We start from the raw sequence: 13,788 nt of genomic DNA, 5'->3' as shown, positions 1-13,788 counted from the left end.
GCGGCGTCGGTCCGGTGCCGTCACTTGACGGCACCGCCGAGGGCACCAGCGGAGATGTACTTCTGCGCGAAGATGAGCAGGACAGCAGCGGGCAGGGACGCCAGCACCGAGGTCGCCATGACGGGCCCCCAGTCGGTGACGTTCGACCCGATGTAGTTGTAGATGCCGAGCGTGATCGGTCGGACCGCGGTCGTCGACGTCAGGGTCAGTGCGATGAGGAAGTCGCCCCACGCGCCGAGGAAGGTGAAGAGCGCCGCGGTGACGATGGCGTTCCGGCTGATCGGCACGACGATCGACACGAACGCCCGGAAGTCGCTGGCGCCGTCGACCAGTGCGGCCTCGACCAGGCTCGGCGGGATTGACTCCATGAACGCCCGCATGAGCAGGATGGCGAAGGGCACCTGGACCGCGCTGTCGGCCAGGATCAGGCCGACGTAGCTGTTGAGCAGCCCGATGTTGTTGAACAGCGTGTACAGCGCGTTCGCGATGACGATCGCCGGGATCATCTGGGTGATCAGCAGCACGAGCAGGAACACCCGGCCGCCGCGCATCCGGAACCGTGCGAGCCCGTACGCGGCGGGTGTCGCGATGGCCAGCGTCAGCAGGACGGTACCGAGTCCGATGATCATGCTCGACACGAAGTTCTGCCCCTGCTGGGCGAACGCGGCCTGGTACCCGGCGAAGGTGGGGGAGAACGGGAACCACGTCGCCGTGGCGGCCCCGGACGTCGCCTGCAGGCTGGTGTTCACCATCCAGTAGACGGGGAACACCATGATCGCGAGGAACACGCAGCCGAGGATCGTGAACGGGACGCCCTTGGCCGAACCGCGTGGCCGGGGAGCACGGGCGCTCTTGGTCGTGATCGCGCGGGTGGCGGTGACGGTCTGGTTCGCGAGTCCGACGCTCATTCGTCGACCGCCTTCCGTGAGATCGCGATGTAGACCATCGCGAAGACGAACGAGACGACGATCAGCACGTTGCTGACCGCGGCTCCGATGCCGAACTGGAAGTTGATGAACGACTGGTGGTAGGCGTTCGTGGCCAGGGTCTGGGTCGAGTTCGCCGGGCCGCCGCCGGTCAGGCCGAGGATGATGTCCACGACCTTCAACGTGTAGACGACCCCGAGCACGATCACGACGCTGACCACCGACCGGATGCTCGGCCACGTGATGTACCAGAACGCCTTGAACCCGGTGGCGCCGTCGAGCGAGCCGGCCTCGTAGAGCTCCGGGGGCACGGACTGCAGACCGCTGTACAGGATCGTCGTGTTGAACGGGATGCCGAGCCAGACGTTGACGCCGATCACGGCGATGAGCGCCAGGCTCGGGCTGACCAGCCACGGCACGGGGGCGATGCCCACCACTCCGAGGAGCTGGTTGAGCGCGCCGCTGTCCTGGTCGAGCAGCCACTTCCACACCGCGCTCGACGCGATGAGCGGCAGGAGCCACGGCAGGAGCAGGAGCCCCCGCAGGAAGCCCGACAGCGGGAAGTGTCGGCGGAAGAACAGCGCCAGGCTCAGCCCGATGACGAACTGCAGGATGATCGAGCCCGCCGTGAACAATGCGGTGTTCACGAGGCTCGTCGTGAAGACCGAGCTCTGGAACACCGAGATGTAGTTGGCGAGTCCCACCCAGGGGGCCTCGCCGGTGAAGAAGGTCGCCGTCGTGTAGTCCTGGAAGGACATGACGATGTTCTTCACCACCGGGTAGCCGAAGAAGACGGCCACGAAGACCGCCGCTGGCACCACGAAGAGCCATCGGGTCACGCCGGATCGGAACCGGGCTCGTCGTTGCCCGGGTCGTGGTGTCGTCACGGGCGGGATCGTCCGTGGTCGTGTCTGTGTCGAGGCGCTCACGCCGGGGTCCTTTCCTCGTCGCCGGAGGGAGCCGACCGGTCGGCCGGCTCCCCGTGGACTACTGCTCTTGGGACTGCGCCTGCTTGAGCGCTGCCTCGGGGCTGGCCTTGCCGGTGAGGGCGAGCTGGACGGCGGTGTAGATCTTCGTGGCGGCCTTGGGCCAGTCGGGTCCGAGCTCACCGGTGCGGGCGCGAGCGGTCTGCACCGTGGTCACGAAGGACGCGACCTGCGGGTGGTCCTTCGCCCACGCGGCGCCGGCCTCGAGGTTCGTCGGCACGTTGCCGCTCACCTCGGACAGGGCCTTCTGCATCTTCTGGGTGTGCAGGCAGCCGACGAACTTGCCGGCGAGCTGCATCTTGTCCTTGTCGCCGGTCTGCGGGACGGTGAAGGCCTCGCCGCCGAGCGGTGCGACCGTGGCCTCGCCGGTGCGTGTCGGGATCGGCACGCTGTCGAACTCGAGGCTCTTCTTCTCGTTGAGCGCCGGGAGCTGCCAGGGGCCGTTGATCATCATCGCGGCCTTGCCGGCCAGGAACTGGTTGTTGACGTCCGCCTGGGCCCAGTTGATCGAGCTCTTGGACATCGAGCCGTCGTCCTGCAGATCCTCGACGAGCTGCAGGGCCTGGGTGGCGTCCGCGGTGGCGATGTTCTTCTCGTCACCACCGTTCGACCAGAAGAAGGGCAGGAACTGCCAGGTGCCCTCGTACGTGTTGATGTTGCTCATCGCGAAGCCGTAGGTCGAACCCTTGGTGAGCTTCTTCGCGGCGGCCTTGAGTTCGTCCCACGTCTTGGGCGGCTGGACACCGGCGTCCGAAAGCAGCTTCTTGTTGTAGTAGAGCGCGATGGAGTTCGTGTTCGACTGCAGGCCGTAGAGCTTGCCCTTGTAGGTGCTCGCCGCCTTCACGCCGGGGACGTCGCCGTCGGCGTCGAGCCCGTAGGCCGACAGGTCGGACAGCGCACCAGACGAGGCGATCTGCTGCACGTCGGGGTTGTCGAGCATGAGGACGTCGGGCAACGTCTTCGACGACGCCTGCTGCAGCACCTTCGAGATCAGGCCGGCACCGGCGACGTGGTTGATCGTGACCGTCGCGCCGACCTCCTTGGCGCACTGCTTGTAGACCGGGTTGTAGTTCGCGTCGTAGTAGTCCTCGATCGTCAGGGCCTTGCTGCCGCCCGACGAGGCCGAGCCGGAGCCGGAGCACCCGGACAGGACCAGGGGGACCGTGGCGAGCACGGCGACGGCGCCGACGAGGGCGCGGGTCCGGCGCGACTGGGAGGGGAATCTTTGCTTCATTGCAGAGCTCTTCTCTTGACGGATGCTGGGACAGGCACGCATCGACGAGGCCGCTGACGTCATCGTCGCTGTGCTCCTGGGGCGAGAAGCTAACAGATAAGCGCTTCACCTGTAAAGCGCTTTTCTGACTTGACGAGCGCTAGGATCGGCGGCATGGCCACGATGCAGCAGGTCGCCGATCGGGCGGGGGTCTCGATCGCCACCGTGTCCTTCGTGGTGAACGGGACGAAGTACGTGACCCCCGGAACCACGGCGCGGGTGCGGACCGCGATGCGCGAGCTGAAGTTCCGCGGCAACGTCGTCGCCCGTGCGCTCGCGAGCCGGCGGACTCGGATCATCGCACTGCTGTTCCCGACCACCGGCAACCGCTTCAGCCCGACCACCTCGCAGTTCTTCATGAGCGCGGCGGAGCGTGCGTCCGAGCGGGGGTACCACCTCGTGCTCTGGCCCGTGGACCCCGCGGGAGACGACCTCGACGACCTCGTGTCCGGCGGGCTCGTGGACGGCGTCATCCTGATGGAGGTGCGGATGGACGACCCTCGCGTCGCCGTCCTCACCGACCTGGACGTGCCGTTCACCCTGATCGGCCGGACCCGTGACAGCAGCGGGCTGCCCTTCGTCGACATCGACTTCGAGACGACGATCGAGGACAGCCTCGACCACCTCCAGGCCCTCGGGCACCGGCGGTTCGGGCTCGTCCTCGAGGACCTCGAGGGCACCCCGATGGCCGGCTACGCACCGCACCTGCGCGTCGATTCGACGTTCCGGCAGGCGATGGTCGAGCGCGGACTGACCGGGACGATCGTCACGGCTGGGCCCGGCAGTGACGGCGGGCGGCAGGCCACGAGTGACCTGCTCGCGGCGGACCCCGACGTCACCGCCGTGCTCGTCATGAAGGACGACTCGTCCGCCGGCGTCCTGGTCGGGCTCTACACCGCTGGGCGGCGGGTCCCCGAGGACGTCTCGGTGCTCAGCATCGCGTCGTCCGAGGCGAACGCGGACCAGCACTACCCGCGGCTGTCGACGATGGTCGCTCCGGGCCCGGAGCTCGGTGTGCGGGCCGCCGACGCCCTCATCGAGCAGCTCGATGGCACCTCCGAGGACCTGCCGCACTTCCTGCTGCCGTGCACGCTGCGGATCGCCGAGTCCACGGCCCCCGCCCCGGCCTGACCACCCGCCGGCCACGTTTCGGGCTGAGCGACAGTTCGCGGGGCCGCGAACACGTGAACTGTCGTCCACCGCGAAAGCGCGGCACCACCCGCCGCCGCCTGGCGGACAGACCAGGCTCCGCCTGGTTGTGTGGATGCACAGGTTCGCAGCACCACACGTCGAGGAGGACGGATGGCAATCGACCGGAGGACGTTCATGCTCGGGGGAGCGGGGGTGCTGCTGCTCGCCGGCTGCTCCACCCGACCCGAGCGCACGCGCGTCGAGGACTGGCCCACCGAACCGCCCGAGGGCGAGGCGACGATCAGCTGGTGGGCCGGCCAGGTCGCCTCGAAGGACGGCGGTGACCTGCGCCGCCGGCTCATCGCGGAGTTCCAGAAGGAGCACCCGAACATCCGCGTCCGGATCGTCAGTGCCCCGAGCGACACCGACACGAACCGCACCAGCCTGACGACCCAGATCGCGGCCGGCAGCAGCACGCCGGACGTCTACCTGGGCGACGTCGCCTGGCCCGGGCAGTTCGCGAAGAACAAGCTCGCGACCCCCGTGAACCAGCTCGTCGGCGAGCACTTCTTCGACCAGTTCCCCGAGGGCCTGCGGCTGGCGGCGAGCGTCGACGGAACCTACTACATGTTCCCGCTCTACATCGACGAGTCGTTCTTCCTGTACCGGAAGGACCTGCTCGCGAAGCACTCCCTGCAGGTGCCGGGATCGTGGGAGGAAGTGCGCGAGACCGCCGCGAAGCTCGTCGACACCGGCGACGTGTCGTACGGGTTCGCGTTCCAGGGCGACGTGTACGAGGGACTGACCTGCAACGTCACCGAGTTCGTCGCCGACGCGGGCGGGTCGCTGCTCAACGACGACCTCACGAAGCCCGAGACGACGAGCTCCGAGACCAAGCGCGCGTTCGAGTTCATGCGGTCGCTGGTCACGTCGGGAGCGTCGCCACGGGCCACCCTGACGTACCAGGAGCAGGACACCAACGACGCCTTCTCCGGCGGCCGCGCGGCGTTCCTCCGCAACTGGTCGTACGCGTGGGGGATCGCGAACGGCCCGGACAGCCAGGTCGCCGGCAAGGTGGGGCTCGCCGCCCGGCCGACGTTCGACGGCATGGACGAGCACCACTCGACGATCGGTGGGTGGGGGAACTACATCAACCCGCACACCCAGGAGCCCGCGGCGGCACTGACCTTCGCGCGCTGGATGTCGAGCGAGACCGCGCAGCAGTTCCTGACCCGCGAGGGCGGGGTCCTGCCGGCCCGAAGCGCCTCGCTCGTGAGCGAGGACGCGAAGCGGCAGAAGCGCCCGACCTACGACACGGCGGCGGGCATCACGCTCGTGCCCCGCCCGACCTCGACGGCCTACTACCCGAAGGTCTCGCAGGGCGTCTACCAGAACGGCAACAGCATCCTCGGCGGGCAGGCGTCCGTCGACGGTGGCACCAGCGCGATGGCCTCCGCCATCTCGCTCGCCCTGCAGGGAGCAGCGCTGTGAGCGCCGGCACGGCGACACGACCGGCACGGCCTGGAGGCACGGGTCGCGTCGATCCGCCGCCCCGGCCTTCGGGGCGGTCGCGTCTCGACCGCATCCGCTCGCGGGGCGCGTGGGGCTTCGCGGCCCCGGCGCTCCTGGTGGTCGCAGCGGTGACGATCTTCCCGGTCGTGTACTCGGTCGTCCTGAGCTTCGCGGACGTCGAGGTCGGCTACGAGGGCTTCACGATCCAGTCGTTCGGGTTCGACAACTACGCGGCCCTGCTGCAGAGCGCCGACTGGTACCGGGCGCTGGGCTTCACCGTGCTCTACACGGTGGTGACGGTGTCGGTCGAGCTCGTGCTCGGCATGCTCGTCGCACTGGTGCTCGAGCGGCTCGGGGCCACCCGCGGCTGGATGCTCGCGCTCATGCTCATCCCGTGGTCGCTCGTGACCATCGTCAACGCGCAGCTGTGGAAGTACATCTACGACAGCACCTACGGCGTCGCGACGTGGTTCTTCGGGTTGTTCGGGGACGCTCCGGTGATCCTCGGCGAACCGGTGCCCGCGATCACCGGGCTGATGGTCGCGGACATCTGGAAGACGACGCCGTTCGTCGCGATCATCCTGCTCGCCGGGCTCGTGCAGATCTCGGAAGACCACTACGAGGCCGCCGAGCTCGACGGCGCGAGCACCTGGCAGACGTTCTGGCGCGTGGTGCTGCCGCAGCTCACCCCGACCCTGACGATCGCGGTGCTGTTCCGCATCCTGCAGGCGTTCGGCGTCTTCGACCTGCCGTTCGTGCTGACGAACGGCGGGCCGGGCACCGCCACCCAGTCGCTCGCGATCATGGGGTACAAGGTGCTCTTCCAGGACATCAACATCGGACCGGGCGCGGCGATCGCGACCTCCACCGCGGTCATCGTCGCGGCCGGGTGTCTGCTGTTCCTCCGGGCGTTCCGGAACCAGGCGAAGGGAGGGGACGACTGATGCCCCGTCAACGTGTGCGCAAGGGTTGGCGCAAGTGGGTCAACACCGTCAACGTCAGCGGTGTCGTCATCGCGGTGCTCACCGCGCTGCCGCTCTACTGGCTCGTCACGACGTCGCTCAAGCCGGCGTCCGAGATCGGGCAGTCGCCGCCTACCGTCTGGCCGCAGTCGTTCACCTTCGACAACTTCGTGGTGGCCTTCCGCGACAACGCGCTCGGCCAGTACATGGTGAACAGCGTCATCGTGTCGGTGTCGACCACGGTGATCGTGCTCGCGCTGGCGTTCCTCGCCGGGTACGCCCTGGCCGGCCGGTTCATCCGGGGACGGACGGCGATCATGACCTCGCTGCTCATGCTGTCGGTGTTCCCGGCGATCGCGGTGCTGACGCCGCTGTACCTGCTCGAGCGCAACCTCGGGCTGCTCAACTCGTACCCGGGTCTGATCGTGCCGTACGTGGCGTTCAACCTGCCGTTCGCCATCTGGATCATGCGGAACTACCTGCAGGGGATCCCGTCGACGATCGAGGAGGCGTCCGAGATCGACGGGGCCGGGGCGTGGCGGACCGTGCTGTCGGTGATCCTGCCGATGGCGAAGCCGGGCCTGTTCACGGTCGGCGTCTTCACCTTCACGGCCTCGTGGAGTGAGTTCCTGATGGCCCTGACGTTCAACAGCGAGAACTCGTTCCGGACGATCCCGGTCGGCATCGCGCTCTTCGGGACGCAGTTCACGGTGCCGTTCGCGCAGATCTTCGCCGCGAGCGTCGCTGCGACGGTGCCGATCGTCATCCTGGTGCTGGTGTTCCGCCGCTCGATCGTGTCCGGTCTGACCTCCGGAGCCGTCAAGGGGTGACGGGTGTCCGGCATGCGGAGATAGGTAGAGAACTTACCTAGCTGCGCATGCTGGACATTCGTCCGAGCGCCGTCCTGACCGCCCGTACCCTGCCGTCAGGGGCTCGGTGCGCCGAGATCGACGGCTGCGACGATGCGGTCGATGATCCGCACGAACCTGGCCCGCTCCCGTTCCGAGAAGGAGGCCATCAGGTCGTGCAGGTGCTTGTTCGTGCCGTCCATCGCGCGCGCGTAGTCGCGGCGGGCAGCATCGGTCAGCTCGATGTACCGGCTGCGGCCGTCGTCGGGGTTCGGGACACGGCTGAGGTGTCCGCTGTGCTCGAGGCGGTCCACCATGCCGGTGACCGCCGGGCCGGTGAGTCCCAGGTGCTTCGACAGGTCCTTCACGCGCACCGTCCGACCTGCTTCCTCGGCACGCGAGACGAACTGCAGCAGCGTCAGGTCGCCGCCGGAGACGCCGAGCTCGTCGCGCAGTCGACCGCGCAGTTCGGAGACCGCGGCCTCGAGCCGGGTCAGCGCCGCGTTCAGGTCGACATCGCTCACGACAACGTCCCCTCTGCACGGGTCTCGTCCGGGTCACGATACGCCGCAGTCACCGCACCAGCGTATCCACATAACGCGGAGCGTGGAACGGTGCGGGTGACGGCATCGGGAGCGGGGCACCGTGGCTGACCCCGTCCCGAGTCCACAGTCCGCTGCACCCGCCGGGGAACCGGTCCGTTTCGAGGTCTCCGGCGGGGACCCCGACTCGGCCGAGCGCGACCTCGCCGCCGTCCACGGCGCCGATCGGTGGTCCGTCCGGCGCATCGACGAGGACTTCTCGTACCGGTACACGGCTGTCGGCGACTCCGACGTGAGCATCCGGCGCTCGCAGCTCCGCGGTGCCGTGCGCGGCTCGGTGCCCGTCGGTGCCGACTACGTGGTGACGTGGATCACCAGCGGGACCGCGCACCTGGACTCCGGGCGCGTCCGGATGGAGTTGCGCCGGGACGTCCCCGTGCTCCTGCCGCCCGAGGACGACTTCGTGTTCACGGCCGAGGATCACGACCAGCGCCTGGTGCACTTCGGGCGGGAGTACGTGCACCGCGTCGCGTTCGAGCACCTGGAGGTCGAAGCGGCACCGCTGCGGTTCGACCCGACCCGCATGCCGGAACCGGAGACCGCCGAGCGCTGGCAGGGGGCGCTCGTGGCGTTGTCCCGGGCACTTCGCGCCGAGGGCCCCGACTCGGACGCGTGGCACGCGGCCAAGCGGTCGGCCGCCACCGCGTTCCTGGACACCTTCCCGCCGCAGGCCGACGACCTGCCTGCGGTGCTCGGCCTGCCCCGGAACGCCCGGCTGCGGGCAGCGGTGGAGTACATCCACGCGCACGCTGCCGAGCCGGTCACGGTCCAGGAGCTGTCCGAGGTCGCCGGCCTGAGCGTGCGGTCTGTGCAGGAGTCGTTCCGCCGGGTCTTCGACGTGTCGCCGCTGACGTACCTGCGCGAGGTCCGGCTCGACCGCGTACGCGGCGAACTGCTCGAGCTTGACCCGCAGGCCGGGGTCGTCGGCGACGTCGCCCGCCGCTGGGGGTTCGCCCACCTCGGCCGGTTCTCGGCGGCCTACGCGGCCCGGTTCGGCGAGTACCCGAAGCAGACCCTGCGCCGCTGACGGCGGCGGGTGCTCAGCGGCCGGGCGTCGGCCTCGGCGCGGGGCCCGTGCTTGCCCGAACCCGCAGGGTCGTGGGGAGCCGGACGTGGTCCGTGGTCGGTTCGCCACGGAGCATCGTCAGGAGCATCTGCACGGCGTGCGACCCGAGTTCGGCGAGCGGCTGCGACACCGTGGTGAGCGGCGGGGTCGTGGTGGACGCTTGCGGCACGTCGTCGAAGCCCACGACGGACAGGTCCTGGGGGACGCGGAGCCCGACCTCGGCCGCGGCGCGGAGAACACCGATCGCCGACGAGTCGTTCGCGGCGAACACCGCGGTGGGGCGGTCGGCGAGGGTCAGGAGCTCGCGGGCGACGGCCGCGGACTGGTCCTCCTGGTAGCCGCCGTCACGCAGCAGGCACTCGTCGACCGTGATGCCCGCGGCGGTCAGGGCCGAGCGGTACCCGGCCGCGCGCAGCTGGGCGGAGGCCAGGTCGGCGCGTCCCTGCAGGTGCGCGATGCGGGTGTGCCCGAGGGACAGCAGGTGTTCGACGGCCTGCACCGCGCCGGCCTCGTTGTCCGCGTCGACGGTGGCGTGCCCCTCCGGCCCGGTGTGCGGGTCGATCGCCACGACGGGGATCGACGAGCTCGACAGTGCCGTGGTCGGGGTGACGACGATCGCGCCGTCGATCAGGGTGCCGGACAGGCGGGACAGCGACCGGCGCTCCCACCCGGGTCGGTCGGCGCCGGTCATCAGGCCGGCGTAGGCGAGGAGCTCGTAGCCGGTGCCGGTGGCCGCCCGCGAGATGCCGCGGAGCAGCTCGGTCGAGAACGGCTCGAACTCGGGCACCAGGATGCCGACGACCCCGGTCCGCGAACTCCGCAGGCTCCGGGCGACCAGCGACGTCTCGTACCCCAGGTCGTCGACCACCTGCTGCACGCGGAGCATCGTGGCGGGTGCGACCCCGTCCCGCTGGTTGATCACCTTGGACACCGTCGGGATCGAGACCCCGGCCACCCGCGCCACGTCGCCGATCGTCACCCGGCCGGCACCGGGACGCGCGCCGAGTGCCGAGTCCATGTGCACACCGTACCGCTGCGGCACCATGTCATCGGTAAAGAAAACGTTATCGATATCGATTGACATGGACCTGGAGCAGCAGGCATGCTCTCCGCAGCGGCAGTCGATGTCGCGCATGTCAACGACGACACTTCAGGAGTTCCACGATGACGAGGAAGATCCGTGCCGCGGCAGCCATCGCGCTGATCGGGGCCACAGCACTGGTGGCCAGTGGGTGCTCGGCGGGCAGCGATGCCTCCGAGGACGGCGGGAAGGTCACGATGACCTTCTGGCACAACTCGACCACCGGACCGGGCAAGGCCTACTGGGCCTCGACGGTCAAGGCGTTCGAGGAGAAGTACCCGAACGTCACCATCAAGACCCAGGCGATCCAGAACGAGGACCTGGACGGCAAGCTCCAGACCGCCCTCAACTCCGGCGACGCCCCCGACGTGTTCCTGCAGCGCGGCGGCGGCAAGATGGACGCGATGATCGCTGCCGGGCAGCTCATGGACATCTCCGACTCCATCAGCGCCGACGCGAAGAAGTCCATCAGCGCGGGCACGTTCGCCGGGTACGAGAAGGACGGCAAGACCTACGCCATGCCGGGCGCGGTGCTCCCCGAGGGCATCTGGTACTCGAAGGACCTGTTCAAGGAAGCCGGCATCGAGGGCACGCCCACGACCATGGACGAGCTGAACGACGCGATCACGAAGCTCAAGGCCAAGGACATCGACCCGGTCGCCGTCGGCGCGAAGGACGCCTGGCCGGCCGCTCACTGGTACTACAACTTCGCGCTCCGCGAGTGCAGCCAGAAGACCCTCGAGGACACGGCGAAGTCCCTGAAGTTCGACAACGCCTGCTGGACGAAGGCCGGCGAGCAGCTCGAGGACTTCAACGCCACCAAGCCCTTCAACAACGGCTTCCTGACCACCGCCGCACAGCAAGGCGCCGGCAGCTCCGCCGGTCTCCTCGCCAACCACAAGGCCGCCATGGAGCTCATGGGTGCGTGGGACCCGGGCGTGATCGCGTCGCTGACGCCGGACGCCAAGCCGCTGCCCGACCTCGGCTGGTTCCCGTTCCCCGCGACCGACGGTGGCAAGGGTGACCCGAAGTCGATGATGGGTGGTGTCGACGGCAACTCCTGCTCCGCACAGGCCCCGAAGAAGGCGTGCACCGACTTCCTGAACTTCATCGTGCAGAAGGACAACCAGGAGGCGTACTACAAGGCCTTCAACGCCATCCCGGTGAACAAGGACGCCCAGTCGGTCGTCGACTCGGACTACCTGAAGTCGGCCCTGGCCGCCTACCAGGACGCCCCGTTCGTCTCGCAGTACCTCGACACCCTGTACGGCCAGAACGTCGGCAACGCGCTGAACACCAGCGTCGTCGACCTGCTCGCCGGCAAGGGTGACGCGAAGGACATCGTCGAGACCACCAACCAGGCTGCGGCCAAGGGCTGAGCATGACCCTCGACACCTCGCTCGGTACGACTCCGACCACCGGGTCGGACACGGCCGCGGGGACGTCCCCGGCGGGGAGCGGTTCGCCGCTCCCCGCCGGTCGGCGGACCAAGCGCCGCATCGCGGACTGGCGGAAGCGCGTCGAGATCGCGGTCCTCGCCGGACCCGCGGTCATCGTCTTCGTCACGTTCGTGATCCTGCCCGTGGCGCTCGCCGCCTACTACGGGTTCTTCAAGTGGCAGGGCTACGGCCCGCCCACCGACTTCGTCGGGCTGCAGAACTACCTGATCATCTTCCAGGACAAGGCGTTCCACGCGGTCCTGATGCACAACGGCTTCATCGTCGTGCTCTCGCTGGTGCTGCAGGGGCCGATCGCGATCGTGCTCGCACTGCTGCTCAACCAGAAGATGCACGGCCGCGGACTCGTCCGCGTGCTCGTCTTCGTGCCGTACGTCATCTCCGAGGTGATCGTCGGCACCGGGTGGAGCCTGATGCTCCAGTCGAACGGCGCCGTGAACGACCTGTTCCAGAGCATCGGCCTGGGCGGACTCCGTGCGGACTGGCTGTCGAACCCCGACATCGCCATCTGGACGCTGCTCGTGATCATCTCGTGGAAGTACATCGGCTTCGCGGTGATCCTGTTCCTCGCAGGCCTGCAGAGCATCCCCGAGGAACTGTTCGAGGCCGCCGCCATCGACGGCGCCGGCTACTGGCAGATCCAGCGGCGCATCACGCTGCCGCTGCTCGGTCCGACGATCCGCATCTGGGCGTTCCTGTCGATCATCGGCTCGCTGCAGCTGTTCGACCTCGTCTACATCATCTGGGGGCAGTACATCGCGTCGACCGCGGGCACCTCGACGATGGCGACGTACATGGTCGCCAACGGCCGGACCTCGGGCAACTTCGGCTTCGGCAGCGCCGTCGCGGTCGTGATGTTCGTGATCTCGCTCGTGGTCGCCCTGATCTACCAGCGCTTCGTGCTCCGCCGCGACACCGCGGGTGCACTCACCGAGAGGAAGAACTGATGGCCACCACGAGCATCGTCGCCCCCGGGCGCCGGGCCGTGCGGGAGCGCCGGTCCAGTGCCGCGATCGGACGCGCGAACCCGCTGACCTACGTCGTCGCGATCCTGTTCGTCGCCGCCAACCTGGCACCCGTGCTGTACATCGTGCTGGGCGGCTTCCGGACCAACTCGCAGATCACCACGAGCCCCGCCGGACTGCCGGCACCGTTCGAGTTCGGCAACTACGGGTCCGTGCTGTCCAGCGGCATCTTCTGGCAGCAGCTCGGCAACTCCACGATCAGCGCCGTCACGACCACCCTCGGGGTCGTCGTGCTCGGGCTGATGGTGAGCTTCGTGCTCGCCCGCTACCGGTTCGCCGGCCGCGGGGCGCTCTACGCCCTGTTCGCCGCGGGTCTGATGTTCCCGATCACCGTCGCGATCACCCCGCTGTACCTGCTCGTCAAGGACCTCGGTCTGACGAACAGCCTGGCCGGCGTGATCCTGCCGCAGATCGCGTTCGCGCTGCCGACCACCGTCATCATCCTGGTGCCGTTCCTGCGGGCGATCCCCGACGAGCTCGAGGAGGCGGCGTCGATCGACGGAGCGAGCCGTCTCGGGTTCTTCTTCCGGATGGTCGTGCCGCTGTCGCTGCCCGGCGTCGTCACGGTCGGCATCCTGGCGTTCATCGCCAGCTGGAACAGCTACATCCTGCCGCTGTTCATCCTGAACAACGAGGCCGCGTACACGCTGCCGCTCGGGGTCCAGTCGTTCTCGTCGCAGTACTCCGTCGACACCGCCAAGGTGCTCGCGTTCACCTCGATGTCGATGATCCCGGCGCTCGTGTTCTTCACGATCTTCCAGCGCCGCATCGTCGGCGGCCTGACCGGGGCGGTGAAGGGGTGACCGCGACGGACGCGACGCAGACCGCCGGACGCGACCCGCGCCTCCAGACCGACAGCGCGACGGACGCGACGCAGACCGCGACCACCGCCGGACCCCGCGCCGACGCCCTGCTCGCC

13 protein-coding genes are annotated in these 13,788 nt (G+C 68.7%); 8 read left to right on the top strand and 5 right to left on the bottom strand.

Annotated elements, in window-relative coordinates; translation table 11 throughout:
- Nucleotides 1-20 precede the first annotated feature (20 nt).
- The 3 genes from DEJ01_RS11240 to DEJ01_RS11230 form a co-directional block, all read right to left on the bottom strand.
- The gene (locus DEJ01_RS11240; RefSeq protein WP_111054922.1) at nucleotides 21-908 is read right to left on the bottom strand and encodes a carbohydrate ABC transporter permease; all 888 of its coding nucleotides are present in this window, start codon (nucleotides 906-908) and stop codon (nucleotides 21-23) included.
- Nucleotides 905-1,765 carry a carbohydrate ABC transporter permease gene (locus DEJ01_RS11235; protein WP_017886802.1) on the bottom strand — a complete coding sequence of 287 codons (861 nt, stop codon included), beginning with the start codon at nucleotides 1,763-1,765 and terminating at the stop codon, nucleotides 905-907. The genes DEJ01_RS11240 and DEJ01_RS11235 overlap by 4 nt, the downstream gene beginning before the upstream one ends.
- A 148-nt stretch (nucleotides 1,766-1,913) precedes the next feature.
- Nucleotides 1,914-3,146: a sugar ABC transporter substrate-binding protein gene (locus DEJ01_RS11230; RefSeq protein WP_111024619.1), complete on the bottom strand. Its 1,233-nt coding sequence runs from the start codon at nucleotides 3,144-3,146 to the stop codon at nucleotides 1,914-1,916.
- Between the two features lie 153 nt (nucleotides 3,147-3,299).
- Here DEJ01_RS11230 and DEJ01_RS11225 point away from each other — a divergent pair, with 153 nt between their 5' ends.
- The 4 genes from DEJ01_RS11225 to DEJ01_RS11210 all read left to right on the top strand — a co-directional run bounded on the left by DEJ01_RS11225 (nucleotide 3,300) and on the right by DEJ01_RS11210 (nucleotide 7,620).
- Complete coding sequence (locus tag DEJ01_RS11225; RefSeq protein WP_181437826.1) at nucleotides 3,300-4,316, top strand: LacI family DNA-binding transcriptional regulator; 1,017 nt, start codon at nucleotides 3,300-3,302, stop codon at nucleotides 4,314-4,316.
- A 171-nt stretch (nucleotides 4,317-4,487) separates the two neighbouring features.
- Nucleotides 4,488-5,807: an ABC transporter substrate-binding protein gene (locus DEJ01_RS11220; protein ID WP_111054921.1), complete on the top strand. Its 1,320-nt coding sequence runs from the start codon at nucleotides 4,488-4,490 to the stop codon at nucleotides 5,805-5,807.
- Nucleotides 5,804-6,772, top strand: a complete 969-nt coding sequence (locus DEJ01_RS11215) for a carbohydrate ABC transporter permease (RefSeq protein WP_175330840.1) — start codon at nucleotides 5,804-5,806, stop codon at nucleotides 6,770-6,772. Before DEJ01_RS11220 ends, DEJ01_RS11215 begins: the two co-directional genes overlap by 4 nt.
- Nucleotides 6,772-7,620 carry a carbohydrate ABC transporter permease gene (locus tag DEJ01_RS11210; protein ID WP_027464448.1) on the top strand — a complete coding sequence of 283 codons (849 nt, stop codon included), beginning with the start codon at nucleotides 6,772-6,774 and terminating at the stop codon, nucleotides 7,618-7,620. Before DEJ01_RS11215 ends, DEJ01_RS11210 begins: the two co-directional genes overlap by 1 nt.
- A 95-nt stretch (nucleotides 7,621-7,715) precedes the next feature.
- Here DEJ01_RS11210 and DEJ01_RS11205 read toward each other — a convergent pair whose 3' ends face one another.
- Nucleotides 7,716-8,162, bottom strand: coding sequence for a MarR family winged helix-turn-helix transcriptional regulator (locus DEJ01_RS11205; protein WP_111029629.1), 447 nt, complete (start codon nucleotides 8,160-8,162; stop codon nucleotides 7,716-7,718).
- A 121-nt stretch (nucleotides 8,163-8,283) separates the two neighbouring features.
- Here DEJ01_RS11205 and DEJ01_RS11200 point away from each other — a divergent pair, with 121 nt between their 5' ends.
- Entirely contained in the window at nucleotides 8,284-9,267 is a 984-nt protein-coding gene (locus tag DEJ01_RS11200) for a helix-turn-helix domain-containing protein (protein WP_111039977.1), read from the top strand.
- Nucleotides 9,268-9,280: 13 nt separating this feature from the next.
- Here the strand turns inward: DEJ01_RS11200 and DEJ01_RS11195 are convergent, their stop codons facing one another.
- The gene (locus DEJ01_RS11195; protein WP_181433144.1) at nucleotides 9,281-10,324 is read right to left on the bottom strand and encodes a LacI family DNA-binding transcriptional regulator; all 1,044 of its coding nucleotides are present in this window, start codon (nucleotides 10,322-10,324) and stop codon (nucleotides 9,281-9,283) included.
- 146 nt (nucleotides 10,325-10,470) lie between these two features.
- On the opposite strand from DEJ01_RS11195, the gene DEJ01_RS11190 reads away from it, so the two are divergent.
- The 3 genes from DEJ01_RS11190 to DEJ01_RS11180 are packed head-to-tail and all read left to right on the top strand — an operon-like array spanning nucleotide 10,471 to nucleotide 13,672.
- Entirely contained in the window at nucleotides 10,471-11,766 is a 1,296-nt protein-coding gene (locus tag DEJ01_RS11190) for an ABC transporter substrate-binding protein (protein ID WP_111093008.1), read from the top strand.
- A 2-nt stretch (nucleotides 11,767-11,768) separates the two neighbouring features.
- Entirely contained in the window at nucleotides 11,769-12,791 is a 1,023-nt protein-coding gene (locus DEJ01_RS11185) for a carbohydrate ABC transporter permease (RefSeq protein WP_027464452.1), read from the top strand.
- Nucleotides 12,791-13,672 (top strand): carbohydrate ABC transporter permease, encoded by an 882-nt coding sequence (locus DEJ01_RS11180; RefSeq protein ID WP_017886791.1) that lies wholly within the window; start codon nucleotides 12,791-12,793, stop codon nucleotides 13,670-13,672. The genes DEJ01_RS11185 and DEJ01_RS11180 overlap by 1 nt, the downstream gene beginning before the upstream one ends.
- Nucleotides 13,673-13,788 lie beyond the last annotated feature (116 nt).

The sequence above is a fragment of the Curtobacterium sp. MCLR17_040 genome (assembly GCF_003234735.1).
GTDB classification, from domain to species: domain Bacteria; phylum Actinomycetota; class Actinomycetes; order Actinomycetales; family Microbacteriaceae; genus Curtobacterium; species Curtobacterium flaccumfaciens.
This window is presented reverse-complemented; position numbering and strand designations above follow the sequence as displayed.